We start from the raw sequence: 24,335 nt of genomic DNA on the forward strand, positions 1-24,335 counted from the left end.
GGCGGGCCGGGTCAGTGGACGGGTGGGCCGCCCACAGCTTACGGACTCACCTCCCGTCGCGCGGTGAAGGCCCGCAGGCGACGGGCCGTGAATTGTCAGTGCCGGGTGGGAAGCTGGAGGCAACGGCGAGGTGCCGGTCCGACAGCGGGCCGCCGCCTGGCCGCGATCGGCCAACGGTCCATCCTGCGAAGGGGAATGACGCCGTGAAAGGTGATTGCGTGGAGATAGTCGTGGACGCGGGGGACAGCACCCGCACCTATGAGGTCGTGGCCACCCGGGCCGGGCGCCGGGTGGAGACCGCGGTGCGCCGCGGGGTCGTGGAAGTGAGCGAGGTCACCCGGAGCGGCACGGTCGTGCGCACCGCGCGCTTCATGGCCACGCGGGTGCTCGCACTGGTCGAGCAGCCCGTGCCGAGGGACGACGAGCGGGCCGAGGAGCAGGCGCAGGAGCGGGCCGTCGGGGCCCGGCCGGCTCAGGGATGACCCTGGGGAGCCGGGGCGCGGGATCCACCCAGGGATGTACACAAGGCGGCCGCCGTCATCCTCCGGGAGGCCTGCGAAGGGGTACCAGGGCCTGACGACCAAGGGCCCGGGCGCACCTAATGTGGAGGTCAAGCGGCGGGCGGAGCACTCGTCCCCCGAGGTCAAGCGCCCGCCGCCCCCTGATGCACCGGTCAGCCGGACCGGTTCCTCTCCTTCACATCCTTCATCTTCTCCACCTTCTTCAACTGCACAGCGAACGACCACACGGCGGACCCCGGAAGGGGGCGGGCATGGCGAACACGGTGACGCGCACCACACGCGCCATACGCGGCACCCGGCGGACCGGATCCCGGCACCCGCTGGTCGCGGCGGCCATGGTGCTGCCGCTCGCCGCACTGCTCGCCTACCTCTTCGGCGGGGTGGACGCAGTGGTCGTACAGGCGTCGTCCGTGGCCGGCCTGCTGGGGCGCTGAAAGGCGCTCCGACCTGGAAGAGCGGTCCGGGTCAGGGACTCACCGGTGGACCCCGTGGGGACGGGGGTAGGGCGGACGACTGCGCTTGCCCGGGCATCCATGCGGATGCCCGGGCATTGCGCTGTCCGGGCCCGGGGCGGGCCCCCCGCAGGGACTCCGGACGGCCGACTCCGCCGGGACGGGGCGACGGGGGGATGCTTGACTGGGGCAATGACGACCACGGGGGAGCAGTCCGGGCCCGCCCGGCAGGGCGGTACGGTCCGTATCGACCGGCAGGCGGCGCGCCGCACCGCCGCCCCCGTCGCGGACGACGCCCTCGTCACCGCGCTCGCCGCGACCGCGGCCGCCGCCGCCCGGCGCACCCCGCGGGCCGTCCGGCGGGCAGCCGCGGGACCGGCCGCCGTCCAGCCCACCGTGCCCGCCGCCACCACCGTGCTGGCCGACCGCCCCGACGGCACGGTGGTACGGGTCGGCGCGGTCGTGGCCAAGGCGCACGCGCCCGGCACGGACGTCGCCGCGCTCGCCGTCCGCGTCGGCGTCGCCGCCCACCCCGCGCTGCGCGGCATCCTGCTGCCCCCGCTGCCGCAGGACCCGCTGCCGCAGCGGCCCGCCCCGAACGGCGCGGCTCCCGTTCCCGCCCCGCCCGTTCCCGCCCCGCCCGTTCCCGCCCCGCCCGTTCCCGCCCCGCCCGCAGCCGCCCAATCCGACGCCGCGCAGTCCGCGCCTGGGCCGTACGTCGCCGCCCCGCACGTGCCGCCCGCTCCCGTACCGTCCGCCCCTGCCGTCGCCGTCCTGTCCGTTGCCGCGGGTGGGCGGCCCGTCAGCGCGTGGCCCTACGGCGTGCCCGTGGACCGGCACGACCCGGCGGCCGCGCCCTGGGCGGAGGCGGCGGTGCTGCTCGCCCGGCTGCACCTCGTGCCGCCCGGCGCCCTGCCGGGCCCGCTGCCGCCGATGCGCGGCCCCGCGAAGGCCGCGCTCGCCGTGGCCCGGCTGCGCGGCGTCGCGGACTCGGCGGCGGCCCGTACCGTACGGCGGGCCTGGCGGCGCCTTCCCGCGTGGGCCAGGGACGAGGCCCCGCACCCCGGGCCCGCCGCGCTCTGCCACGGCGACCTGCACCTGGGCCAGCTCGTACGGCACCCGGCGCCCGACGGCCCCTGGCAGCTCATCGACGTCGACGACCTCGGCACGGGCCCGGCCGCGTGGGATCTGGCCCGCCCCGCGATGTGGTTCGCGGCCGGCCTGCTGGAACCGGACGCGTGGGCGCGCTTCCTGGCCGCCTACCGCTCCGCGGGCGGCCCCGCCGTACCGCCCGAAGGCGACCCGTGGGGCCAACTGGACGTGCCCGCGCGGGCGCTGGCCGTGCAGACCGCCGCGATCGGCGTCGCCAAGGCCGCCCGGGAGGGCCGCGACCTCGACGAGGCCGAGTCCGAACTCGTGGCCACCTGCGCCCGCATCGCCCATCTAGAGTGAACTCACGTGTTCGAAGCGAGGAGTTGATTCGACGATGGTCTGTCCCAAGTGCCACGGCCAGATGCAGACGTTCAACCGCAGTGGCGTCCAGATCGAGCAGTGCCTGAACTGCCGCGGCATCTTCCTCGACTACGGCGAGCTGGAGGCCCTGACCCAGCTCGAAGGCAAGTGGAACCAGCCCGCCCCGCCGCCGCAGGCCTACCCCGCCGCTCCCGTCCCGCCACCGCCCGCCTACCCGCAGGCCCCCGGTTGGGGCGCCCCCCAGTACGGTCACGGCCATGGCCACGGGCACGGCCACAAGCACCACGGCCACGGCGGCTTCGCGCACATGCTCTTCTCCTCCTGACCGGCAGGAGGGAACGGCCGAGGGCCCGGAAGCAGATGCCTCCGGGCCCTCGGCCGTAGCTGGTGGACGATACTGGGATTGAACCAGTGACCTCTTCCGTGTCAGGGAAGCGCTCTCCCGCTGAGCTAATCGTCCGGGATGGCAGGCGCCCGCAGGACGCCGTACTGCGTGCGCGATACTGGGATTGAACCAGTGACCTCTTCCGTGTCAGGGAAGCGCTCTCCCGCTGAGCTAATCGCGCGGGAAGGTACTGCTCAGGGCCCGGCAGGGCCCCGTGGACGATACTGGGATTGAACCAGTGACCTCTTCCGTGTCAGGGAAGCGCTCTCCCGCTGAGCTAATCGTCCTTGGAGGTGGAGACGGGATTTGAACCCGTGTAGACGGCTTTGCAGGCCGTTGCCTCGCCTCTCGGCCACTCCACCAGCAGCGGAGGGTCCCCGGGAGGATCCCCCACATCGAGCGGACGACGAGATTCGAACTCGCGACCCTCACCTTGGCAAGGTGATGCTCTACCAACTGAGCCACGTCCGCAGGTCTGCTCCGCAACAACTCCGGGGCGACGCGTTGAACTCTAGCGGATTCCGGGGCCAGCTCAAAAACCGGTTTCCGCAGCGTGCCGGGCCAATGACGGCGAGTTGGCGCCGCCGGCGCCGCGGCACGGGCCCGTACGCACCCTCCGGGGGCCGTGTGCGAGCGGGGTGAAAGCCCTGCGTGCGTGCGGTGCGCGCCACCCCGCGCGGCCCGCCCGGCCCCCTCCCGCGCCGGCCGGTCCGCCCACCCTAGACTCGGGTTCCGACCGCTCCAGCCTCCCGGGGAAGCACCGTGCGCGATCTCGTCCCGCTGGCCCGTTTCCACGGGCTCGTCGCCACCGGACTGCGTGACGTCACCGCGGATCCGGCCGCCCTGGACTCCACGGGCTTCTGGGCCGTCGTCGCGGACTTCGAGGGCCGCACCGTCTGCGCCCGCTTCGCCGACGTCCACCGCACCCCGCGCTCCGGCACCGGCCCCGGCACCGGCGCCGCGACCGCCGCCCGGGCGGCCCGGTGGCGCGGCCCCGACCCGGCCGCCTGGACGTCCTCCATGGACCGCGCCGCCTACGAGTCCGGCGTGCACACCGTCCGCGCCCGTATCGCCGCCGGCGACGTCTACCAGGTCAACCTCTGCCGCGTCCTGCACGCCCCGCTGCCACCCGGCCCCGGCGGCGGCGCACCGGACGTCGACGCGCTCGCGGCCGTCCTGGAACTGGGCAACCCCGCCCCGTACGCGGCGACCGTCCGGCTGCCGAGCCACGGCGTCGAGGTCGCCACCGCCTCGCCCGAGCTCTTCCTGCGCCGCAGCGGCACGACCGTCGAATCCGGTCCGATCAAGGGCACCGCGACCACCGCGGACGACTTCCTGCCCAAGGACCGCGCGGAGAACGTGATGATCGTCGACCTGGTCCGCAACGACCTCGGCCGGATCTGCGAAACCGGCTCGGTCACCGTCCCCGCGCTGTGCGCCGTCGAACCGCACCCGGGGCTCGCGCACCTCGTCTCGACCGTGCGCGGCGAACTGCGCCCCGGCACCGGCTGGCCCGAACTGCTCGCGGCCGCCTTCCCGCCCGGCTCCGTCACCGGCGCGCCCAAAACCAGCGCCCTGCGGATCATCGGCGAGCTGGAGACGGCGCTGCGCGGCCCGTACTGCGGCGCGGTCGGCTGGGTCGACGCCGACCGCCGCACCGCCGCGCTCGCGGTCGGCATCCGCACCTTCTGGATCGACCGCGACGCCGCCGACCGCCCCGAACTGCGCTTCGGCACCGGCGCGGGCATCACCTGGGGATCGGACGCCGCGGGCGAGTGGGAGGAGACCGAGCTGAAGGCCCGGCGGCTGCTGGCGGTAGCGTCGGGAACAGCGGGTCCGGAGCGTCCGGGGCCCCCGGGCGGGATCGGCGCCGGGGACGGTACCGGCGACAGGAACGGCAGCGGCGTCAGCGCCAGTGGGAGGTCACAGCGGTGAGGATCTGGGTGGACGGCGGGCTGCGGGACACCGCGGACGCGACCGTGTCGGTGCTCGACCACGGCCTGACGGTCGGCGACGGCGTCTTCGAGACGCTCAAGGCCACCGGCGGGCAGGCCTTCGCGCTCGACCGGCACCTGCGGCGGCTGACCCGCTCCGCGCTCGGCCTCGGCCTGCCCGAGCCGGACACCGCCGAGGTCGCCCGCGCCTGCGAGGCGGTCCTCGCCGCGAACCCGCTGCCGCACGCGCGGCTGCGGATCACCTACACCGGCGGCATCTCCCCGCTCGGCTCCGACCGCGGCGACTCCGCCGCCACCCTCGTGGTCGCGGCGAGCCCGGCGCCCGCGCACCCCGCCTCCGGCGCGGTCGTCACCGTGCCCTGGACGCGCAACGAGCGCGGCGCCCTCACCGGCCTGAAGACCACCTCGTACGGCGAGAACGTCGTCGCCCTCGCGCGCGCCCGTGAACAGGGCGCCACCGAGGCGATCTTCGCCAACACCACGGGGCGGCTCTGCGAGGGCACCGGCTCCAACGTCTTCGTCGTCCTCGACGGCCGCCTCCTCACCCCGCCGCTCTCCTCCGGCTGCCTCGCGGGCATCACCCGCGAACTCGTCGTCGAGTGGTGCGGCGCCCTGGAGGAGGACCTCCCGTACGAGGCCCTGGGCGAGGCGGAGGAGGTCTTCGTCACCTCCTCGCTCCGCGACATCCAGCCCGTCACCCGCGTCGACGCCCGCGAGTTGCCTGCGGCGCCGGGCCCGGTGACGGCGAAGGCGATGGAGGTCTTCGCCGAGCGGGCCGCGGCGCACCCGAATCCGTAGGGCGGCGCCGCGGCTCCGCTGCCGAAGCCGGCGGGATGGCCAAGTGCCTTCCAAGCACCTGGCCGTAGCGCCCGCCGTACACTCGGGCCGCACCCCGCCGGACGCGGCCGGACGCCGCTGCGGGGCGGGCGAAGGGGGAGTGGGACGCATGACGACGACCCTCAGGCCGGCCGGGGCCGAGCGCGCCGGAAGCGGCGGCGGGCGCTCCCGCGACTTCACGGTCTGCGTCAACGGCCGCCCCGTCGGCGCCCTCCGGCTCGCCGCGGAGGCGCCGGGCGGCTCGGGACGCATCGAGGCGCTGTCCGTCGACGAGCCCGACCGGCGGCGCGGGCGCGGCACGGTCGCCGCGCTCGCGGCGGAAGAGGTGCTGCGGCAGTGGGGCTGCACCCGCGTGACCGCCGCGATTCCGCCGGCGGCGGTGCACGGGCTGCGGATCGCTCGGGCGCTCGGCTACACCGAGGCCGATCGCGTGCTCGGCAAGCGCCTGAGCGGCGCGGGCGAGGAGGTGCCGGTGCCGAAGGGCTTCCGCCTCTACGAGCCGGACGCGGATCCCGCCGTGCTTCCCGGCAGCCGCCTGTTCGCCCTCGACACCGACGGCGGCACCGTGGGCCGCCTCTGGCTCCGCACGGTGCCGGAGCCGGCATGGGTACTCGCCGTGGAGCTACTGGCGTCCCACCACGGTCTCGGCCTCGGCCGAGCGCTGCTGCTGGCCGCCGAATCCGCGTGCCGCTCCGCGGGGGTGGGCGAGATCGCCCTGAACATCGCCCCCGAGGAAGCCGCCGGGCTCCACGTCTGCGCGTCCCTCGGCTACGAGGTGCGCACCCACAACTTCTGGAAGCCGCTGTAGCGGTGGGGGCCGGTGTCGTACGGCGGGTTCGCCGCCGACGGTGGTTGCGCCCCACAGGAGAACCGTCGGACGACATCTGACCTGCACGGGTGGTGCGGGCGGGAACACCCCGCGCCGTCAGGCGCGGGAAACCCCCGCGGCGGGGAAGCCGCCGACCTACGCCTCGCCCCGCGAGAGAAGCGCGTCCGCCAGGGACTCGATGCGGGCGCGCAGGCCCTCCTGGGACGCGCCGCCGTCGAGGCGCTCGCCGGCGATGACATACGTGGGCGTGCCGGTCACCCCGATCGCACGCCCCTCCGCCTCGTCCGCGTCGACGACGAGCATGTGCCGGCCGTCGATGAGCGCGGTGTCGACCTCCTCCGCGTCGAGCCCGAGGTCGCGGGCGACCTCGACCAGGAGCGGCTCGCCCACCGTGCCCAGCTCCTCCGCGCGGGCGAGGACGGCGGCCGCGTACTCCCAGCCGCGGCCCTGCGCGAGGGCCTCCTCGTACGCCTGCGCGGCGGCCTGCGCGTGCTTGTGCTTGGGCAGCGGGAAGTGCCGCAGCTGGATGTCGAGCGCGGCGCCGTACCGCTCGCGGAGGGCGGCGATGTCGCCGAGCGCGGTGCGGCAGTCGGGGCACTGGAGTTCGCACCAGACGTCGAGCACGACGGGGGTGGCGGGGAGGGGTCGTTCCATGCGGCCAGTCTCCCACTCGCGGAGGAGGCGCCCCGGAGATCCCCCTGAACATCCGTGCCGACCGTGGCCCTCCGCGCCCGGGGCGAGGCACGATGGGGAGGCACCGACCGACGGGAGCCGCAGAATGCTGACCACGACGCTATGTGCCGCCCTGTCCGCGGGCGGTCTGGGCATCGCGATGATGACCGCCTACCGGCGCCGCTTCCTCGCGGCGACGAGGATCGCCGCGGTGTCGCTGCTGCCGGTCGGACTGGCCATGGCCGGGCTGGTGACGCTGGGCCGCAAGGTCGGCACCGCCACCGCGCACTGGGGCGCCGACCTGGTCTTCAAGCCGACGGTGTGGCTGGGCTTCGGCGTGCTCGCGGTCGCCGCGCTGCTCTACGGGGTGACGCGGCTGATCTCCGCCCGCCTCCCGGAGGGCGGCGCCCCGGCAGCCGTGCGCGGCGGCGCGGAGGCCCCGGCGATCGCCGCGACCCGCCCGGCGGCGACCCCCGCCCGCCGGTCGCGCGGCTCCGACAGCGCCCTGTCTGAATTCGCCGACGTCGAGGAAATCCTCAAGCGCCGCGGCATCTGACCGGCCCGTCAGCCGCCCCAGGAGGTGCCCACGCGCGGCCCGGGGCCGCGCAGGCTGTTCCGCGCCGCGGTTATCCGAGCGGCCCGTCAGCCGCCCTAGAAGGGGCCCATGCCGCGTAAGCCGTTCCGCGCCGCGGTTATCTGAGCAGCCTGTCGGCCGCCGCAGGACGGGCCCACACGATCCGGGGTCGCGTATGCCGCCCCGGGACGCGGCCCCGGGCCGGGCTCGCGGGTCCTCCGGGGCCGGGGCCGACCGCGCCCGGGCGCTCCACCGCCGGTGCAGGCCCCGAGGCCGGGGCCCCGCCCCGAGGCGCCCAGCGCGGTCCGTTCGACCGCGCTGCGAACGCCTCCCCCCGGAGTGCTGAAGATCGCGGCGGAGTGCGCCGGCCGGTCCGTGGCACCCCGCGGGCTAGGCGAAGATCATCGTGTGCTGTCCACCACCGGCGACCGGGTCGCCGCAGAGCGGCTGCCGGACCGTGCCGGGCCGGCTGCCTCCGACGTCGTCCCCCTCCCCGCTCCGCGCACCGGGACCGCTCCGTGTCCCGGGGGTACGGAGCCCATGGCGGACGGGCTCGCCGAGGACGGGCCCGCGGCGGAGGCGCGAGGGTGCCTGTACGCGCTGTCGCAGCCGCCGCTGATGCTGTTCCTGCTGGTGGTCGGCGGGCTGCTGGGCGTGGGCGCGGCGTACGACCTGATCTTCCTCTGAGGGCCGCTCCCGGGCCTCAGACGGTCGCTTCCGCCGGGTCGCCCGCCTCGCGCCGGCGGGCGCGGTACGCGGCGACGTGCAGCCGGTTGCCGCACGTACGGCTGTCGCAGTAGCGGCGGGAGCGGTTGCGGGAGAGGTCGACGAACGCGCGGCGGCAGTCGGGGGCGTCGCAACGGCGCAGCCGCTCCCGCTCGCCGGCGACGATCAGGAAGGCCAGCGCCATGCCGCAGTCGGCCGCGAGGTGGTCGGCGAGGGAGGCGCCCGGCGCGAAGTAGTGCACGTGCCAGTCGTAGCCGTCGTGGTCGGTGAGCCGCGGGGTGGTGCTCGCGGCGGCGATGAGCGTGTTGAGCAGGCCCGCGGCGGCCGCGTTGTCCGCGGCGGCGAAGACCTCGGCGAAGCGGGCGCGGACCTCCCGGACCGCGGTGAGGTCCTGCCCGTCGAGCCGGCCGACCTCGCTGATGTCCCGCCGCTCGACGAAGGCCCGCAGGTCGGAGAGGTCGGCGAGCCGCTCGCGGCCCTCGCTCGCGGGCGCGGTGTTGAGCAGATCCACCGCGCTGTCGAGTGCGCACCTGGTGTCATGGTTGATCAGCACGAAACGCTCCCTGCCGGCGTCGTCGTTCGGCTGCGTTCCGGTGACTCTAGCGTGCGAGAGCCGCCGCTGTGAGGCGTGTCGGCCCCACCGCGGCGGCTCTCGTTCCTGCGGTGTCAGGCGGCCGGCGCGGGCCTGCGCCGCCTTGGGTGTCCGGGCGGTCCCCCCGAGTAGGACCGGCCGCGGACGGTCGGTGACCGCGGCTAGCTCTCCGCGAGGATGTGGGAGAGCTCGGTGTCGAGGTCGAAATGGCGGTGCTCGGTGCCCGGCGGGACCGCGGCGTCCGTCCGCTTCAGGAAGGACTCCAGGGCCCGTGCGGGGGCTTCGAGCAGGGCTTCGCCCTCCGGGGAGCTGAGGGCGATGCACACGACGCCCTGACCGTGGCTGCGGGACGGCCAGACTCTGACGTCGCCGGTGCCGGTAGGGCGGTGCAGCCCCTCGGCGAGCAGGTCGCGGGCGAAGACCCACTCGACCGTCTCTTCGGCTCCGGTGTGGAAGGTGGCGTGCACGGCATACGGATCGGCCGTGTCGTACCGCAAGCCCGCGGGGACGGGCAGTGAGGATTCGCTCGACACAACGAGGCGCAGGTGCAGCTCGCAGCTGACCGTGGTGTTCATAAGCGCCAGGGCCTTTCGCTCAGTGTGCGCTCGGGGATTCGCACGTCGGCGAAATCGACATGCCACCTGCGGGGACGTTGTAAACCCCTCTGAGGGGTTTGTGAGGCTTCTGGTAGCTCGTCCGGACTAGTGGCGAGAAGGGTGGAAGGGCCGTTTCGGCTAATGCCCCGACGTCCGGTACGTTGGCATATGTGATCGCGGAGAGTGACCAGATCGATGAAGCTGTGGCCAACGGTTCGCGGCTCGGTTCGCGTGCCCCGGCGTTCGTCAAGCGGTCACGGCTGCTGCACGGAGTGTGGCGGGTGGGGATCTTCGTCGTCGGCCTGGCGGTGATCGGCGGCGGCATCGTGCTGCTGCCGCTCCCCGGGCCCGGCTGGCTGATCATCTTCGGCGGCATGGCGATCTGGGGGACCGAGTTCGTCTGGGCGCAGAAGGTGCTGCGCTGGACGCGCCGCAAGGTCACCGACTTCGCCAGGGCCGCCGCCGACCCCCGGGTGCGCAGGCGCAACCTGCTGATCACCACGGCGGTCGTGCTCGTGCTCGCGGGCCTGGCGGTCTGGTACGTGCTGGCCTTCGGCTTCACGATGCCCTGGAAGGCGGTGTGAGGCCGGCTGGTCGGGAGGCCCGCACGGGTGCGGTAAAGTAGTCCGCACGCCGGGGCGATTAGCTCAGCGGGAGAGCACTTCGTTCACACCGAAGGGGTCACTGGTTCGATCCCAGTATCGCCCACCCCGGACCGAGGGTCCCGGAGCCGTCACAGGCTCCGGGACCCTCGGCGTTTCCGCCCCCGCGGCCTCGTCCCGCGCGCACACTGGCCCCATGGACTGGAGTCACTACCGATTCCGCAGCATCTGGCGGCTGGCCGCGGACCCCGACGCCGTCTACCGCGTCCTGGAACGCCCGGACGCCTACCCGCAGTGGTGGCCGCAGATCCGCGAGGTCCGGCAGACCGGCGGGACCACCGGCCTGCTGCGCTTCCGCTCGCTGCTCCCGTACGACCTCGTCGTCACCGCCCGCTCCACCCGCCAGGACCCGCACCACCGGGTCCTGGAAGCCGCGATGGAGGGCGATCTGGAGGGCTGGGTCCGCTGGACGGCCACCCCGGACGGCCCCGGCACCCGGCTGCTCTTCGAGCAGGAGGTCGTCGTCCGCAAACCCCTGATGCGCCGACTCGCCGCCCCCGGCCGCCCGTTCTTCGTCGCCAACCACGCGCTGATGATGTACGCGGGCCTGCGCGGCCTGCGCGCCCACCTGGCCGCCGCCCCCGGTCATGTCGTTTGAACGCGCGGCGCGTTCACCTGTAAGGTTCTCGATGTCCCGGGCGATTAGCTCAGCGGGAGAGCACTTCGTTCACACCGAAGGGGTCACTGGTTCGATCCCAGTATCGCCCACCATAGTGAGACAACGAGAAGTCGTTACCTTCCAGGGGCCGTCCGCCAGGACGGCCCCTGTTCGGTGCCCGGAAGCGCCTGTCCCCGGCACCGTCGGACAGTTGAGCGCGTCACTGGGCGAGAGCGCCGGAAGCGACGTCGTGCGGCACCGGAGCCGCCGCCCGCACGGTTGCGGTCGTCCTGTCGGCGCAGGCAGGATCGACGGCATGATCAAGGGCGTGATGTTCGACTTCTCCGGGACCCTCTTCCGTATCGAATCGGCCGCGGAATGGCTGCGTGTGGTCGTGGCGGACGCTGGTCTGGCTGTTCCTGAGGGCGAACTCGACGCATGCGTCGTTGCGCTGGAGGAGTTCGGGGCCCAGCCCGGCGGAGTGCCGCCCCGCCGAATTCCGCCCCGTTTGGAGGGACTGTGGCGGGAGCGCGATCTGACCGCCGAACGACACCGGGCGGCATTCACGGCCATGGCACGGGAGGCGGGCCTGCCGGCGGCTGACCTGGCCGAGGCTCTGTACGAACGTTCTCAGGTGTCCGGGGCATGGCAGCCCTACCCCGACACCCGGGCGACCCTCCGCGCTCTGCGCGAGCGAGACATCCCGGTCGCTGTCGTCAGCAACATCGGCTGGGACATGCGCCCTGTTTTCCGTGACCACGGTGTCGATACCCTCGTGGACGCTTACTTCCTCTCCTTCGAATGCGGGGTGAAGAAGCCCGACCCCCGGATCTTCCAGATGGCGTGCGACAAGCTCGGAGTGGCGCCCGGAGACGCACTCATGGTGGGCGACGAGCCCATTGCGGACACCGGCGCTGCCGCGTTGGGGTGCCAGGTCCACCTGGTCGACCCCCTGCCCGTGGACCGGCGTCCGGGCGCGCTCGCCGAGGTGCTGCAACTCCTCTGACACGGCAGTGGCTGCCGCCGGCAGTGCGGGCACTCGTGGGTGGCGGGGTCGGTTGAGCTCAATCTTGCCCTGCGGCTGTCCCGAGGGGGCCGTCGGTCAGGCGCAGGCGGCGCCGGCCAGAGCGCTGCCGGTCCCGAACTCGGCGTACACGAGTCCTGAGGGTGCCATGGCTCGCGGCCAGCAGGGCGGCCCAGGCGCCGAAATCGGCGATCCCGGCGGCTACTCCGACGGGCTGGTGGCCGTACCGGTCGGCAAGGACCCCGACCAGCGTGCCGCCGACGGCGACGGCGATGCTCTGGGCCGCGCAGGCGAGTCCGGCGAGGGCGTAGCTGTAGGTCGCCGCCTGGAACGGGATGAGGGTGGCAAGAGCTGAGGTCGCGTACGGCAGGCGGGCGATGAACCCCAGGGGGAAGAAGCCGACGCCTGCCACACGCAGCAGGGAGCGGTAGGACACTGATGTCTCCATCGAGCACGTCGAGGAGACGAGTCACCCAGCCACCAACGCGTCGACGAGCCCGATTCTGACCGTCAACGTAGCGGAGGCGGCCGGGGGCCGGACCGATGCCTCGACCCAGGCGAACGGGACGACGGGGTACGGCCCGTTGAGGGAGGTGTTCGACGTCTCAACACCCTCGCTCATATCGCCGGAGCCTCGGGATATCCATGGGCACCGCCCATGCCTGCCTCACCGCGGTCATCGGAGCGCCGACCGCCAGGCGGCGAACTCACCCCCACCGAGCGGACCAGGAACCGGGCCCTGTCCGCAGCCCGCGCACTCGTCGAACGCGGCATGGCACGGCGGAAGTCCTGGCAGGTCTTCCGCTCGTCGTTCCCGGGAGCCGGGGCGGTCAGTCCTCGCGGTGCTGGACGGTCGCCGTCTCCAGGAAGAACTGGTCGATGCTGCGGACCGACTCCAGGAAGTCGTCGAGGTTGACCGGCTTGGTGACGTACGCGTTGGCGTGCCGCTCGTAGGCGGCGCTCACGTCGGCGGGGGTCGCGGAGGTGGTGAGCACCACGACGGGAATGCTGCGCAGCTCGCCGTCCTCCTTGAGGACGCCGAGCAGTTCGCGGCCGTTCATCCGGGGCATGTTGAGGTCCAGGACGATCAGGTCCGGCCGCGGGTTGGCCGGGTCGCGGAGATGGTCGAGCGCTTCGATGCCGTCGTCGGCCCGGGTGATGGCCCGGTCGATCCCCCGGCCGGTGAGCGCCTCCTCCACGAGGAGCGCGTCGGCGGGATCGTCCTCGACGAGGAGCACGCGGTACGCGGGGTGCGGGACGAGGGAGTTCACTGCGGTGCTCCTGACGTTGTGGACGGCGGGGCGCCCGTACGGTCACCGGCAGGATATGCAGCACCGCGGGCAGGGACAATCGAGCCTCCCCGGGACGGCCGCGGGGGGCCTGTCACCGGCGGCGCTTGCGGGTACGATGGCGCCGTCCGCGACCGGGCCCGCAGTTCGCGTGTCACGCGGCATCAGCACACGCCGGTCGTGAGGAGCAGGGTGGACATCCAGATACCGCAGCAGTCCACCGGACCGCGGGAGGCGCCGCGGCAGCCGCGGTCCGCGGAGTCCGGTCCGCACGCGGCCGGGCGCTGGACGACCCGGCGGTGGCTCACCGTCGGCGTCGCCTCCTCCTTCGCCGTCCTGCTGCTGCTCGGGGTCGCCGGCGGCCTGCTGCTGGCCCGCTCCGCGACGCTGACCGACCGCGTACTGTCCGCCGACTCCGCCTTCGTCGCCGCCGTCCGGCTGGAAACCGCCCTGACCGACCAGGAGACGGGCATCCGCGGCTACGGTCTGGCCGGCCAGCCCGGCTTCCTCGACCCCTACCGCACCGGCGTCAGCGACCAGCACACGTTCGCCACCCGGCTGCGTACGGTCATGGGCGACCGCGCCGAGGTCGTGCGCGACCTCGACGTGCTGGAGCAGCGAGCCGCCCTCTGGCAGCGGCGTATCGCCGAGCCCGTCGCGGCGGCCCCGCCCGGCGCGCCGGTCGCGCTGGCCGCCGAGCGCGCCGACGAGGGCAAGAGCGACTTCGACGCCGTACGCGACGCCTCGGGTCTGCTCCAGCAGACCATCCAGCGCGTCCGCGAGGACTCCCGCGCCCAGCTCCACTCGGCCACCACCGAGCGCGACATCCTCTTCGGCGCGATCGGCGTGCTCATCCTCGCCCTGACCACCGCGGTGTTCGCCGGGCTGCGCCGCGGCGTGACGCGCCCGCTGGAGCGGCTGTCCGGCGACGTACGGCTCGTCGCCGACGGGATATTCGACCACCCCGTCACCCCCACCGGGCCCGCCGACATGCGGCAGATGGCCGCGGGCGTCGACTCGATGCGCGTCCGGCTGGTCCGCGAGCTGGCCCGCACCGACGAAAACCGGCTGCAACTGGACGAGCAGGCCACCGAACTGCGCCGTTCCAACGCCGAGCTGGAGCAGTTCGCCTACGTCGCCTCGCACGACCTCCAGGAGCCGCTGCGGAAGGTCGCCAGCTTCTGCCAGCTGCTCCAGCGCCGCTACGCCGACCAGCTCGACGACCGGGCCGGGCAGTACATCGGCTTCGCCGTCGACGGCGCCAACCGCATGCAGACCCTCATCAACGACCTGCTCGCCTTCTCCCGCGTCGGGCGGCTGAACACCGAGACCTCCGAGGTGGACCTGGAGCAGCTCTTCACCCGCACCGCCGACGCGCTGAGCGTCGCGGTCGAGGAGGCCGGCGCCGAGCTGGACCACGACCCGCTGCCCACCGTCACGGGCGACGCCACCCAGCTGGGGATGCTGCTGCAGAACCTGCTGTCCAACGCCGTCAAGTTCCGCAGCCCCGAGCGCCCCTCGCGGATCCGGCTCAGCGCCCGCGCCGACGACGACGGCCTGTGGCACTTCGCCGTCACCGACAACGGCATCGGCATCGGACCGGAGTTCGCCGAGCAGGTCTTCGTCATCTTCCAGCGGCTGCACACCCGCGAGACCTACCCGGGCAACGGCATCGGCCTGGCCCTGTGCAAGAAGATCGTCGAATTCCACGGCGGGACCATCGCCGTCGACCCCGCCCACACCCCCGGAACGCGTATCGCCTTCACGCTGCCCGGGCCGTCCCCCGCCGCGGTGGCCGCCGCGGCGCAGGAGAACCAGCGGTGAACCTTGCGGCAACCGGGCCGGCGGACGCGCCGGTCCAGACCCGGCTGCGCGTCCTGCTCGTCGAGGACGACCCGGGCGACGCGCTGCTCGTCGAGGAATACCTCGCCGACACCACGCTCGACGTCGACCTCCTGTGGGTGCAGAACCTGCACGAGGGCATCGCGCACGCCGCCCGGAAGGCGCCCGACTGCGTCCTGCTCGACCTGCACCTGCCCGACGCGCAGGGCGTGGGCGCGGTGCGCCGGGTGCAGGAGGCCTGCGGCGCCGCGGCCGTCATCGTCCTGACCGGCCTGGCCGAGGACACCGCGGGCGCCGACGCGGTGGCCTCCGGCGCGCAGGACTACCTGGTCAAGGGCGCGGTCACCGGCGAGCTGCTGGACCGCGCGATCCGCTACGCCGTGCACCGCAAGCAGGTCGAGCACACCGCGGCGCAACTGCGCGCCAACCAGCAGCGCGCGCAGGAGAACCAGCGGCTGGAACGCGGCCTGCTGCCCGTCCCGATGCTGCCGCCCGAACCGCGGGTCGTCCCGGCGTCCCGCTACCTGCCAGGACGCGAGGGCGCCCTGCTGGCCGGGGACTTCCTCGACGTCGTGGAGACCGCGGACGGTGTCGTGCACGCCGTCATCGGCGACGTGAGCGGCCACGGCCCGGACGAGGCCGCGATGGGGGTGTGCCTGCGGATCGCGTGGCGCACCCTGGTGCTCGGCGGCTACCGGGACGCCGGGCTGCTCGCCCTGCTGGAGCGGATCCTGGTCGCCGAGCGCACCGACCCGGCCATGTTCGCCACCGTCGCGACCCTGCGGCTGGATCCCGCGAGCGGCCACGCCGACGTCACGCTCGCCGGGCACGAGGCACCGCTGCTGGTCGAGAAGGGCCAGGCGACCCAGATCGCGGCCCGGCCCGGAATCGCGCTCGGTTTCCTGCCCGGCACCGAGGACTGGCACACCTCACGGGTCGTGCTGCCCCCGGCCGGGTCCCTGCTGCTGTACACCGACGGGCTCACCGAGGGCCACGCGGGCAGCGGCCCGGCCAGGCTCGGCACCGAGGGCCTCATCACCGTCATCGCCGCCGCACCCGACCCGTACGGTCAGGCCCTGCTGGACCACCTCACGGCCGCCACCCGCGCCCTGGACGGCGGGCGGCACCTCGACGACGTCGCCGTCCTGCTGCTGACCTGGACCGCCACCGGCCGGCTGCCGGGGCCCCGGGCGCGGCGGAGCGGGCATGAGGTCGGTCACGGCGGGTAAGGGGACCCTTCCCTCGGGGCGGAACGGCTGGTAAGGATGGAAGGGTCCCCCCAGATCGGAAGTCACGCCATGAACGCCGCCGATGCCCGCGATCCCCGCAATCCGGACGACCGTCCCGGCCTCATACCCTTCAGCCTCGACCTGACCCGCGACGAGGTCCGGCGGCGCGCCGAGGTCGTCGCCGCGCTGGGCCCGGACTGGGACCCGGTCGAGGTGCTGCGCGGCGAGGCCGAGGCGTACGCGCTGCTGTACTCCGGGCTGGACGCCGAGCAGCAGCGCATCCACGACGAGCTGGTCGCGGCCGGGGTCCTGCCCGGCGGGGCGGACGGAGGGCCGGGGGAGGGGCCGGGCCGTGCGGCTGCCCATTGACCCGCAGGCCGACCCCGCGCGGCGGGCCTGGCTGCCGTGCCCGGGCTGCGACGACGCGCGCGACTGCGCGACCTGCGCCGACCGCCGCTCCTGCGGCGAGCACTGGCGCTACCTGCTGTCCAACCGCGGCCCCGTCGTCCACCTCCAGTGCCCGCGCTGCACGCACGTGTGGTCCCTGAACACCCGGCCGGGCGCGGCGGGCCCCGGCGGCGGCGCTCCGGGCCGCTGACGGGCGGCCTCGCGGGCACCTGTGGACGGCCTGCGCGGGCGGACCTCCCGGCTCGGTACGATTCAGCGGTGCGGCGACCATCGCCGCGGTCCGTAGACCTCAGTCAGGAGCAGACCGGTGTCAGACCTCCGTGTGATCATCAGACGCGATTCCGCCGAACCGGAAGAGCGGACGGTCACGACGGGCACGACGGCCGCCGGGCTCTTCGAGGGCGAGCGGTCCGTCGTGGCGGCCAGGGTCGGCGGCGAGCTGCGCGACCTGACGTACGTCCTCGCCGACGGCGAGACCGTCGAGCCGGTCGACATCACCAGCGACGACGGGCTGAACATCCTGCGGCATTCGACCGCGCACGTCATGGCCCAGGCCGTGCAGGAGCTCTTCCCCGAGGCCAAGCTCGGCATCGGCCCGCCCATCAAGGACGGCTTCTACTACGACTTCGACGTCGACAAGCCCTTCCAGCCCGACGACCTCAAGGCCGTCGAGCGGAAGATGCAGGAGATCCAGAAGCGCGGCCAGCGCTTCTCCCGCCGTGTCGTCACCGAGGACGAGGCCCGCGCGGAGCTGGCCGCCGAGCCGTACAAGCTGGAGCTGATCGGCCTCAAGGGCTCCTCGGCCGGCAGCGAGGACGGCGCGGACGTCGAGGTGGGCGGCGGCGAGCTGACCATCTACGACAACCTCGACGCCAAGACCGGCGAGCTGTGCTGGAAGGACCTGTGCCGCGGCCCGCACCTGCCGAGCACCCGCCTCATCCCGGCCTTCAAGCTGATGCGCAACGCGGCGGCGTACTGGCGCGGCAGCGAGCGCAATCCGATGCTCCAGCGCATCTACGGCACCGCCTGGCCGACCAAGGACGAGCTGAAGGCGTACCTGGAATTCCTGGAGGAGGCCGCCAAGCGCGACCACCGCAAGCTCGGCAGCGAGCTGGACCTCTTCTCCATCCCCGAGCAGATCGGCTCGGGCCTCGCGGTCTTCCACCCCAAGGGCGGCATCGTCCGCCGGGTCATGGAGGACTACTCGCGCCGCCGGCACGAGGAGGAGGGCTACGAGTTCGTCTACACCCCGCACGCCACCAAGGGCACGCTGTTCGAGACGTCGGGCCACCTGGACTGGTACGCCGACGGCATGTACCCGCCCATGCAGCTGGACGAGGGCACGGACTACTACCTCAAGCCCATGAACTGCCCGATGCACAACCTGATCTTCGACGCGCGCGGCCGGTCCTACCGCGAACTGCCGCTGCGGCTGTTCGAGTTCGGCACGGTCTACCGCTACGAGAAGTCGGGCGTCGTGCACGGCCTGACCCGGGCCCGCGGCTTCACGCAGGACGACGCGCACATCTACTGCACCAAGGAGCAGATGGCCGAGGAGCTGGACAAGACCCTCACCTTCGTCCTCAACCTGCTGCGCGACTACGGCCTCACCGACTTCTACCTGGAGCTGTCCACCAAGGACCCGGAGAAGTACGTCGGCTCCGACGAGGTGTGGGAGGAGGCCACCGAGACGCTGCGCCAGGTCGCCGAGAAGCAGGGCCTGCCGCTCGTACCCGACCCGGGCGGCGCCGCCTTCTACGGGCCGAAGATCTCCGTCCAGACGAAGGACGCGATCGGCCGCAGCTGGCAGATGTCCACCGTGCAGCTGGACTTCAACCTGCCCGAGCGCTTCGACCTCCAGTACACCGCGCCGGACGGCTCCCGGCAGCGGCCGGTCATGATCCACCGGGCGCTCTTCGGGTCGATCGAGCGCTTCTTCGCGGTGCTGCTGGAGCACTACGCGGGCGCCTTCCCGGCGTGGCTCGCGCCCGTCCAGGCGGTCGGCATCCCGGTCGGCGACGCGCACGTGCCGTACCTGCAGGAGTTCGCGGGCGAGGCGAAGCGCAAGGGGCTGCGGGTCGAGGTCGACGCGTCCTCGGACCGGATGCAGAAGAAGATCCGGACGTGGCAGAAGCAGCGCGTACCGTTCATGATCATCGTCGGCGACGAGGACATGACGAACGGCACGGTGTCCTTCCGCTACCGCGACGGCACGCAGGAGAACGGCATCCCGCGCGACCAGGCGCTGGCCAAGCTCGTCGACGTGGTGGAGCGCCGCGTCCAGGTGTGACCGCCGCTGCCCCCGGCCCGCTCAGCGGTCCGGGGGCAGCTCGCCCTCGCGGGCGAAGACCTGGAAGAGCCACGAGGAGAACGAGCCGGTCACCGCGCCCAGCAGGGCCAGGCCCAGCGCCATCAGGAAGGCCGCGATGACCCGGCCGCCCACCGTGACCGGCGTGACGTCGCCGTAGCCGACCGTCGTGAGCGTCTCGCACACCCACCACACCGCGTCCCCGAAGGTGCGGATCGTCGCGCCCGGTGCGCCGCGCTCCTGCTGGTAGACGGCGAGCGCGCCCGCGAAGCCCATGAGCAGCGTCGCGATGCCCGCGTACGCGATGACCCGGCCGTACAGGCTCAGCCGCGGCTGCTCGTTGCGGCGCTGGATCACCTGGTAGACCTCCACCGCCCGCAGCGGGCGCAGCAGCGGCAGCAGCAGGACGACGGTGTCCAGCAGGTGGTGGGCGACATAGCGCGGGCCGAAGCGCGCCCCGCTGAGCCGCAGGCGCACCACGTAGTCGACCAGGAAGCCGGCCCAGGTCGCGCCGATCACCGCGAGCAGTGCGATGTGCGCGGCCCGCGGCAGACCGGTGGCCAGCACGTGCACGGCGTAGGCGGCGAGGTAGAGCGTCGACAGCACGAACAGCGGGGTCTCGCTGCGGTTCTGCCAGCGTTCCAGCCGGTCGTGGTGCTCCATCGGGCCAGGATCGCGCTACGGGCCCGGGGCGGGGCCCGGCGACACGCGCCGCGCCGGGGAAGTCCTATGCTGAGCCGCATGACGAGTGAGCCGGAGCACAGGCACGGGGCGGGGGTACCGGACGCGTTCCAGCGGCTGTGGACCCCGCACCGCATGGCGTACATCCAGGGGGAGAACAAGCCCACCGGCCCCGGCGCCGGCGACGGATGTCCGTTCTGTGCGATCCCGGCCGAGTCGGACGAGGACGGGCTGGTCGTCAACCGCGGCGAGCACGTGTACGCGGTGCTCAACCTCTACCCGTACAACAGCGGTCACCTGATGGTGGTGCCCTACCGGCACGTCGCCGACTACACCGAACTGGACGCCGCCGAGACGCTGGAGCTGGCGGACCTGACGAAGCGGGCGATGGCGGCGCTGCGCGGCGCCTCGGGCGCGCACGGCTTCAACATCGGCATGAACCAGGGCGCCGTGGCCGGCGCGGGCATCGCCGCCCACCTGCACCAGCACGTGGTGCCGCGGTGGGGCGGCGACGTGAACTTCATGCCCGTCGTGGGCCACACGAAGGTGCTGCCGCAGCTCCTGGCCGACACCCGCAAACTCATCGCGGACGCCTGGCCCCGCTGAGGGCCCAGCGCAGCGTCATGCGTCGTAGGCGTCGGCCTTCTTGGGTTCGGCGCTCTGCACCGCGCCGCTGAGGGAGGACGAGCGGCTGCTGAAGTGCGTGGTGTCCACGCCGTTCTCGGCCATGACCTGGATCGCGGCGGCGTGCACCGCGCGCAGCACGGGGGTGGCGGTGCGCAGCGCGTCGTCGGCCATGAAGCGGTGGCCCCACGGCTTGTCGACCCAGGTGTGGCGCAGCCCGAACGGCTCGGGCAGCGTGAGGGTGCCGCCGAGGTGGTCCAGGATCGGCGGGAACCAGGTCAGCGGGGCGCGGGCGGCGAGCCGGACGACCTCGGTCGAGTCGATGAGCGGCAGGTTGACGGTCCTGGTCTCCCAGAACTTGACCGACTTGCTGACCGTCTTGGTCCTGGCGGCCGGGCCGGACGTGAACAGCCCGTTGACCGGGCCGAGCGCGTGCGCGGTGACGTCGACCCGCAGGGTGTGCGCGAGCACGGTCACCGTCGTCATGAGGGTGATGACGAGGTTGCCGTCCCACAGCGTGAACTGGATGCCCAGGTAGTGGCGGTTGCCCTTGCCGAACTGCTGGGTGTTGCAGATCCGCTGGACCTCGAAGTCCTTGACGGTGAAGGCGTCGACCTCCGCGCCGGTCGGCCGGGCGATCTTCGAGGTGCCCTCGCCGGTCGGGACGACGATCCAGTGCCGTATCGACGGCTTGCTGAAGCCGCCGGTGTGCAGCGGGGTGCGCTCCAGCATCCGCAGCCGGTCGTGGATCGCGCGGATCACGTCCCAGCTGCGGAAGGGGTTGATGTCCGTGACGCCCTCGGCGGGCACCAGCTCCTCGGCCATGTGCCAGCTGCCCCAGCGGCTGCCCATGCCGAGTATCCCCTTGGGGCCGGCGTAGAAGACGACGTTGCTGCGCTGCTCGGCGGAGAGCTTCGCGAGGGACTGCCGCAGCGTCTCGGCCTTGGTCTGGTTGGGGTTGCGGGGCACCGCCTCGGGGATCTTCGCGCCGACGCCGCTGCCCTTGACCAGGCCGTCCCAGCGGTCGCGCAGGTCCTTCGCGGTGCGCTCGCAGATCCGCTTGGCATAGAACCAGCCGATGACCGGGGCGATCATCATGACCCGGAAATACTGGTGCCAGAAGCCGGAGAAGGGCGGCTTGAGCGCCAGCAGCACGGCGAGCGCGACCGCGACGAAGAGCACCGCGCCGCCGAGCACGCCGTACTTCTTGCCGCCCGCCTTCGCGTTGCCGAGCGACTTGCGCAGCTGGAAGGCGCCGAGCCACAGCAGCACGCCGGGCAGGAAGAGCACACCGGCCACGCCCATCACGACGGTCAGCCGGGTGTCGCGTTCCTGCCGGATACGGTTGGCGGCCAGGCAGTGCTCGACGACGGTCTGCGGCTCGACGCCGAAGGACTGCACGAGCTCGCCCCGCGCGCCGCCGAGCATCCGCGTCTGCACGGCGCGCGACCAGGCCTCGCCGAGGTTGGGCTCGAAGAGCGACAGGCGCGGTGCCTTGACCTTGGTGGCGTCGTTGATCTCGACCAGCGCCTCCATCTTGGAGTCACGGTACGCCGCCGAGGCGAGCGCCTGCGTCGCGCCGGTCTCGCCGTCGGTGCCCGTGAGCGGGACCTGCGCCCCGGGGCTGAAGTCGAATCCGTTCGTCACCGATGCCCCCAGTCCGCCACGCCGCCGCACCACCCGGCTCCGACCGGCCCATTCCCCGCCGGAGCCCGCATCACACGTTCGGAGCAGTCACCAGATTACCGGTGCGGCAGCCCGCGGTGGGCCCGCAAGCCCCGACGCGGGACCCAACGCTCCGGCGCACGCCGGGTGCTGAGTGCGGGTCACCCCGCGGGGACGGACGTCCCCTCCTGCTCGCGGAGCTTCGCCGCGAGCGCGGCCGGCATCGGTTCGTGCCGGGCGTAGTGGCGGCTGAAGCGCCCGGTGCCGTGCGACAGCGACCGCAGGTCGACCGCGTAGCGGCCGATCTCGATCTCCGGCACGTCGGCCCGTACCAGGGTGCGTCCCGGCCCCGCCGGTTCGGTGCCGAGGACCCGCCCGCGGCGGGCCGACAGGTCGCCCATCACCGGGCCGACGTACGCGTCCGGCACCAGCACCCCGACCTCGGAGACCGGCTCCAGCAGGTCGATCCGGCACTCCGCGGCGGCCTCCCGCAGCGCCAGCGCGCCCGCGGTCTGGAAGGCGGCGTCGGAGGAGTCGACGGAGTGCGCCTTGCCGTCCGCGAGGGTGACGCGGATGTCGACGACCGGGAAGCCCATCGCGACCCCGCGGGCGGCCTGCGCGCGCACGCCCTTCTCCACCGACGTCACGAACTGCCGCGGCACCGCCCCGCCGACGACCTTGTCCACGAACTCGATGCCCGAGCCCGCGGGCAGCGGCTCCACCTCGATCTCGCAGATCGCGAACTGCCCGTGCCCGCCGGACTGCTTGACGTGCCGCCCGCGCGCGGCGGCCGGCCGGCCGAACGTCTCGCGCAGCGGCACCCGGTAGGGCACCGCGTCGACCTGCACGCCGTAGCGGCCGCGCAGCCGCTCCAGGGCCACGTCGGCGTGCGCCTCGCCCAGGCACCACAGCACGACCTGCCCGGTCGCCCGGTTGTGCTCCAGCCGCATCGTCGGGTCCTCGGCGACCAGCCGGGACAGGCCCTGCGAGAGCTTGTCCTCGTCGGCCTTGCTGTGCGCCTCGATCGCGACGGGCAGCAGCGGGTCGGGCATCTGCCAGGGCTCCATCAGCAGCGGCCGGTCCTTCGCCGAGAGCGTGTCGCCGGTCTCCGCGCGCGCCAGCTTCGCCACGCACACCAGGTCGCCGGCCGCCGCGGACGGCACCGGGCGCAGGTGCTTGCCGAACGGCGAGGTCAGGGCCCCGACCCGCTCGTCCACGTCGTGGTCCTCGTGGCCGCGCCCGGCCATGCCGTGCCCGGACACGTGCACGGTGTCGTCGGGCCGCAGCGTCCCGGAGAAGACCCGCACCAGGCTGAGCCGCCCCACGTACGGGTCGGACGACGTCTTGACGACCTCGGCGGCCAGCGGCCCCTCCGGGTCGCAGGCCAGCGTGGCGCGCCCGCCGTCCAGCGCCGCCACCGGCGGCACCGCGCGCTCCAGCGGCGTCGGGAAGCCCCCGGTGACCAGCTCCAGCAGCTCGACGGTGCCCAGCCCCTGCCGGGCGCCCTCGGCGGCGGGGGCCGCGGCGAGCACCGGGTGGAAGGTGCCGCGGGCGACCGCGCGCTCCAGGTCGGCGATCAGCGTGCCGACGTCGATGTCCTCGCCGCCCAGGTAGCGGTCCATGAGCGTCTCGTCCTCGCTCTCGGCGATGATCCCCTCGATCAGCCGGTCGCGGGACTCCGCCAGCAGCGGCAGCAGATCCTCCGGCGGCTCCTGCTCCGCGCGCTCGCCGGAGGAGTAGTCGTACACCCGCCGCGTCAGCAGCCCGGCCAGGCCCGTCACCGGGGCGTGCCCGTCGGGGCCCGCCTCCCCGTGCACGGGGAGGTAGAGCGGCAGCACCGCGTCCGGGTCGTCGCCGCCCAGCTCGCGGGCGACCTGCGCGGCGGTCTCCTCGAAGCCGGCCCGCGCCGACTCCAGGTGCGTCACCACCACCGCCCGCGGCATCCCGACGGCCGCGCACTCCTCCCACACCATCCGCGTCGCACCGCCCACGCCCTCGCCGTCCTGCGCCGCCGAGACGACGAAGAGGGCCGCGTCCGCCGCCCGCAGACCGGCCCGCAGCTCCCCGACGAAGTCGGCGTAGCCGGGGGTGTCCAGTACGTTGACCTTGATGCCGTCCCATTCGACCGGCACCAGCGACAGCTGCACCGACCGCTGCTGCCGCTGCTCGATCTCGTCGTGGTCGGAGACCGAGCCGCCGTCCTCCACCCGGCCCGCCCGGTTCACCGCGCCGGTGGTCAGCGCCAGCGCCTCCACCAGCGTCGTCTTGCCCGCTCCGGTGTGGCCGACCAGCACCACGTTGCGCACCTTCTCGGGGCGGTCGGCCGCCGGTGCCCTTCCGGCGGCCCCTGGCTGTCCGTTCCTGTCGGCTGCACCCATGTGCACTCGCCTCCC

The 24,335-nt window shown here is 73.5% G+C and carries 26 protein-coding genes, 7 tRNA genes and 1 pseudogene; 21 read left to right on the top strand and 13 right to left on the bottom strand.

Annotated elements, in window-relative coordinates; all coding sequences use genetic code 11:
* Positions 1-203: 203 nt before the first annotated feature.
* From ACH4SL_RS25170 to ACH4SL_RS25185, 4 genes are all read left to right on the top strand, one after another.
* Entirely contained in the window at positions 204-482 is a 279-nt protein-coding gene (locus tag ACH4SL_RS25170) for a hypothetical protein (RefSeq protein WP_398449301.1), read from the top strand.
* Positions 483-772: 290 nt separating this feature from the next.
* Complete coding sequence (locus tag ACH4SL_RS25175; protein ID WP_398449303.1) at positions 773-955, top strand: hypothetical protein; 183 nt, start codon at positions 773-775, stop codon at positions 953-955.
* Positions 956-1,369: 414 nt separating this feature from the next.
* Positions 1,370-2,425, top strand: a complete 1,056-nt coding sequence (locus tag ACH4SL_RS25180; RefSeq protein ID WP_398449642.1) for a phosphotransferase family protein — start codon at positions 1,370-1,372, stop codon at positions 2,423-2,425.
* A 34-nt stretch (positions 2,426-2,459) separates the two neighbouring features.
* Positions 2,460-2,771 (top strand): zf-TFIIB domain-containing protein, encoded by a 312-nt coding sequence (locus ACH4SL_RS25185; RefSeq protein ID WP_398449305.1) that lies wholly within the window; start codon positions 2,460-2,462, stop codon positions 2,769-2,771.
* A 60-nt stretch (positions 2,772-2,831) separates the two neighbouring features.
* Here ACH4SL_RS25185 and ACH4SL_RS25190 read toward each other — a convergent pair.
* The 5 genes from ACH4SL_RS25190 to ACH4SL_RS25210 form a co-directional block, all read right to left on the bottom strand.
* A tRNA-Val gene (locus tag ACH4SL_RS25190) sits at positions 2,832-2,906 on the bottom strand.
* Positions 2,907-2,940: 34 nt separating this feature from the next.
* A tRNA-Val gene (locus ACH4SL_RS25195) sits at positions 2,941-3,012 on the bottom strand.
* Between the two features lie 34 nt (positions 3,013-3,046).
* A tRNA-Val gene (locus tag ACH4SL_RS25200) sits at positions 3,047-3,118 on the bottom strand.
* Position 3,119: 1 nt separating this feature from the next.
* Positions 3,120-3,193 (bottom strand) — tRNA-Cys (locus ACH4SL_RS25205).
* 36 nt (positions 3,194-3,229) lie between these two features.
* Positions 3,230-3,302 (bottom strand) — tRNA-Gly (locus tag ACH4SL_RS25210).
* 291 nt (positions 3,303-3,593) lie between these two features.
* Here ACH4SL_RS25210 and ACH4SL_RS25215 point away from each other — a divergent pair.
* The 3 genes from ACH4SL_RS25215 (at position 3,594) to ACH4SL_RS25225 (ending at position 6,431) form a co-directional block, all read left to right on the top strand.
* Positions 3,594-4,766 (top strand): chorismate-binding protein, encoded by a 1,173-nt coding sequence (locus ACH4SL_RS25215; RefSeq protein WP_398449307.1) that lies wholly within the window; start codon positions 3,594-3,596, stop codon positions 4,764-4,766.
* Positions 4,763-5,584 carry an aminotransferase class IV gene (locus ACH4SL_RS25220; RefSeq protein ID WP_398449309.1) on the top strand — a complete coding sequence of 274 codons (822 nt, stop codon included), beginning with the start codon at positions 4,763-4,765 and terminating at the stop codon, positions 5,582-5,584. The genes ACH4SL_RS25215 and ACH4SL_RS25220 overlap by 4 nt, the downstream gene beginning before the upstream one ends.
* Before the next feature lie 148 nt (positions 5,585-5,732).
* A complete protein-coding gene (locus ACH4SL_RS25225; protein ID WP_398449311.1) occupies positions 5,733-6,431 on the top strand; it encodes a GNAT family N-acetyltransferase in 699 nt (232 codons plus the stop codon).
* A 156-nt stretch (positions 6,432-6,587) separates the two neighbouring features.
* Here ACH4SL_RS25225 and ACH4SL_RS25230 read toward each other — a convergent pair whose 3' ends face one another.
* Positions 6,588-7,106, bottom strand: a complete 519-nt coding sequence (locus ACH4SL_RS25230; protein WP_398449314.1) for a DsbA family protein — start codon at positions 7,104-7,106, stop codon at positions 6,588-6,590.
* Positions 7,107-7,230: 124 nt separating this feature from the next.
* Here ACH4SL_RS25230 and ACH4SL_RS25235 point away from each other — a divergent pair, with 124 nt between their 5' ends.
* Together ACH4SL_RS25235 and ACH4SL_RS25240 are read left to right on the top strand one after the other, a co-directional pair.
* A complete protein-coding gene (locus ACH4SL_RS25235) occupies positions 7,231-7,680 on the top strand; it encodes a hypothetical protein (RefSeq protein ID WP_398449316.1) in 450 nt (149 codons plus the stop codon).
* Between the two features lie 426 nt (positions 7,681-8,106).
* On the top strand, positions 8,107-8,385 hold the full coding sequence (locus ACH4SL_RS25240) for a hypothetical protein (protein WP_398449318.1): 279 nt from the start codon (positions 8,107-8,109) through the stop codon (positions 8,383-8,385).
* A gap of 16 nt (positions 8,386-8,401) precedes the next feature.
* On the opposite strand, the gene ACH4SL_RS25245 is transcribed toward ACH4SL_RS25240, so the two are convergent.
* Positions 8,402-8,977 carry a CGNR zinc finger domain-containing protein gene (locus ACH4SL_RS25245; protein WP_398449320.1) on the bottom strand — a complete coding sequence of 192 codons (576 nt, stop codon included), beginning with the start codon at positions 8,975-8,977 and terminating at the stop codon, positions 8,402-8,404.
* Between the two features lie 200 nt (positions 8,978-9,177).
* A complete protein-coding gene (locus ACH4SL_RS25250) occupies positions 9,178-9,591 on the bottom strand; it encodes an SsgA family sporulation/cell division regulator (protein WP_003959770.1) in 414 nt (137 codons plus the stop codon).
* A gap of 191 nt (positions 9,592-9,782) precedes the next feature.
* On the opposite strand from ACH4SL_RS25250, the gene ACH4SL_RS25255 reads away from it, so the two are divergent.
* The 5 genes from ACH4SL_RS25255 to ACH4SL_RS25275 all read left to right on the top strand — a co-directional run bounded on the left by ACH4SL_RS25255 (position 9,783) and on the right by ACH4SL_RS25275 (position 11,878).
* Positions 9,783-10,196 (top strand): TIGR02611 family protein, encoded by a 414-nt coding sequence (locus ACH4SL_RS25255; protein WP_398449322.1) that lies wholly within the window; start codon positions 9,783-9,785, stop codon positions 10,194-10,196.
* Between the two features lie 52 nt (positions 10,197-10,248).
* Positions 10,249-10,320, top strand: a tRNA-Val gene (locus tag ACH4SL_RS25260).
* A gap of 90 nt (positions 10,321-10,410) precedes the next feature.
* Positions 10,411-10,872 carry an SRPBCC family protein gene (locus tag ACH4SL_RS25265; protein WP_398449324.1) on the top strand — a complete coding sequence of 154 codons (462 nt, stop codon included), beginning with the start codon at positions 10,411-10,413 and terminating at the stop codon, positions 10,870-10,872.
* A gap of 38 nt (positions 10,873-10,910) precedes the next feature.
* Positions 10,911-10,985: transfer RNA gene (locus tag ACH4SL_RS25270), tRNA-Val, on the top strand.
* Positions 10,986-11,188: 203 nt separating this feature from the next.
* Complete coding sequence (locus ACH4SL_RS25275) at positions 11,189-11,878, top strand: HAD family hydrolase (protein WP_398449326.1); 690 nt, start codon at positions 11,189-11,191, stop codon at positions 11,876-11,878.
* 58 nt (positions 11,879-11,936) lie between these two features.
* On the opposite strand, the gene ACH4SL_RS25280 is transcribed toward ACH4SL_RS25275, so the two are convergent.
* Positions 11,937-12,344, bottom strand: coding sequence for a hypothetical protein (locus ACH4SL_RS25280; RefSeq protein WP_398449328.1), 408 nt, complete (start codon positions 12,342-12,344; stop codon positions 11,937-11,939).
* A gap of 144 nt (positions 12,345-12,488) precedes the next feature.
* On the opposite strand from ACH4SL_RS25280, the pseudogene ACH4SL_RS25285 reads away from it, so the two are divergent.
* A pseudogene (locus tag ACH4SL_RS25285) lies at positions 12,489-12,707 on the top strand (transposase family protein); the annotation flags it as partial.
* 19 nt (positions 12,708-12,726) lie between these two features.
* Here ACH4SL_RS25285 and ACH4SL_RS25290 read toward each other — a convergent pair.
* Positions 12,727-13,167, bottom strand: a complete 441-nt coding sequence (locus tag ACH4SL_RS25290; protein ID WP_398449330.1) for a response regulator — start codon at positions 13,165-13,167, stop codon at positions 12,727-12,729.
* A 210-nt stretch (positions 13,168-13,377) separates the two neighbouring features.
* On the opposite strand from ACH4SL_RS25290, the gene ACH4SL_RS25295 reads away from it, so the two are divergent.
* The 5 genes from ACH4SL_RS25295 to thrS all read left to right on the top strand — a co-directional run bounded on the left by ACH4SL_RS25295 (position 13,378) and on the right by thrS (position 18,954).
* Positions 13,378-15,009 (top strand): ATP-binding protein, encoded by a 1,632-nt coding sequence (locus tag ACH4SL_RS25295; protein ID WP_398449332.1) that lies wholly within the window; start codon positions 13,378-13,380, stop codon positions 15,007-15,009.
* Positions 15,006-16,256 carry a PP2C family protein-serine/threonine phosphatase gene (locus ACH4SL_RS25300; RefSeq protein ID WP_398449334.1) on the top strand — a complete coding sequence of 417 codons (1,251 nt, stop codon included), beginning with the start codon at positions 15,006-15,008 and terminating at the stop codon, positions 16,254-16,256. Before ACH4SL_RS25295 ends, ACH4SL_RS25300 begins: the two co-directional genes overlap by 4 nt.
* 69 nt (positions 16,257-16,325) lie before the next feature.
* Positions 16,326-16,625 carry a DUF6400 family protein gene (locus tag ACH4SL_RS25305; protein WP_398449336.1) on the top strand — a complete coding sequence of 100 codons (300 nt, stop codon included), beginning with the start codon at positions 16,326-16,328 and terminating at the stop codon, positions 16,623-16,625.
* Entirely contained in the window at positions 16,609-16,854 is a 246-nt protein-coding gene (locus ACH4SL_RS25310) for a hypothetical protein (RefSeq protein ID WP_398449338.1), read from the top strand. Before ACH4SL_RS25305 ends, ACH4SL_RS25310 begins: the two co-directional genes overlap by 17 nt.
* Before the next feature lie 117 nt (positions 16,855-16,971).
* Positions 16,972-18,954, top strand: a complete 1,983-nt coding sequence (gene thrS / locus ACH4SL_RS25315) for a threonine--tRNA ligase (protein ID WP_398449340.1) — start codon at positions 16,972-16,974, stop codon at positions 18,952-18,954.
* Between the two features lie 21 nt (positions 18,955-18,975).
* Here thrS and ACH4SL_RS25320 read toward each other — a convergent pair whose 3' ends face one another.
* Entirely contained in the window at positions 18,976-19,635 is a 660-nt protein-coding gene (locus ACH4SL_RS25320) for a potassium channel family protein (RefSeq protein ID WP_398449342.1), read from the bottom strand.
* Positions 19,636-19,701: 66 nt separating this feature from the next.
* Here ACH4SL_RS25320 and ACH4SL_RS25325 point away from each other — a divergent pair, with 66 nt between their 5' ends.
* The gene (locus tag ACH4SL_RS25325) at positions 19,702-20,259 is read left to right on the top strand and encodes an HIT family protein (protein ID WP_398449344.1); all 558 of its coding nucleotides are present in this window, start codon (positions 19,702-19,704) and stop codon (positions 20,257-20,259) included.
* 15 nt (positions 20,260-20,274) lie between these two features.
* Here the strand turns inward: ACH4SL_RS25325 and ACH4SL_RS25330 are convergent, their stop codons facing one another.
* Both ACH4SL_RS25330 and ACH4SL_RS25335 read right to left on the bottom strand, forming a co-directional pair.
* Positions 20,275-21,924, bottom strand: a complete 1,650-nt coding sequence (locus ACH4SL_RS25330) for a hypothetical protein (RefSeq protein ID WP_398449349.1) — start codon at positions 21,922-21,924, stop codon at positions 20,275-20,277.
* A 179-nt stretch (positions 21,925-22,103) separates the two neighbouring features.
* Complete coding sequence (locus ACH4SL_RS25335) at positions 22,104-24,320, bottom strand: elongation factor G-like protein EF-G2 (RefSeq protein ID WP_398449351.1); 2,217 nt, start codon at positions 24,318-24,320, stop codon at positions 22,104-22,106.
* Positions 24,321-24,335 lie beyond the last annotated feature (15 nt).

The organism is Streptomyces sp. NPDC021020 (assembly GCF_044333285.1).
Taxonomy (GTDB): Bacteria; Actinomycetota; Actinomycetes; order Streptomycetales; family Streptomycetaceae; genus Actinacidiphila.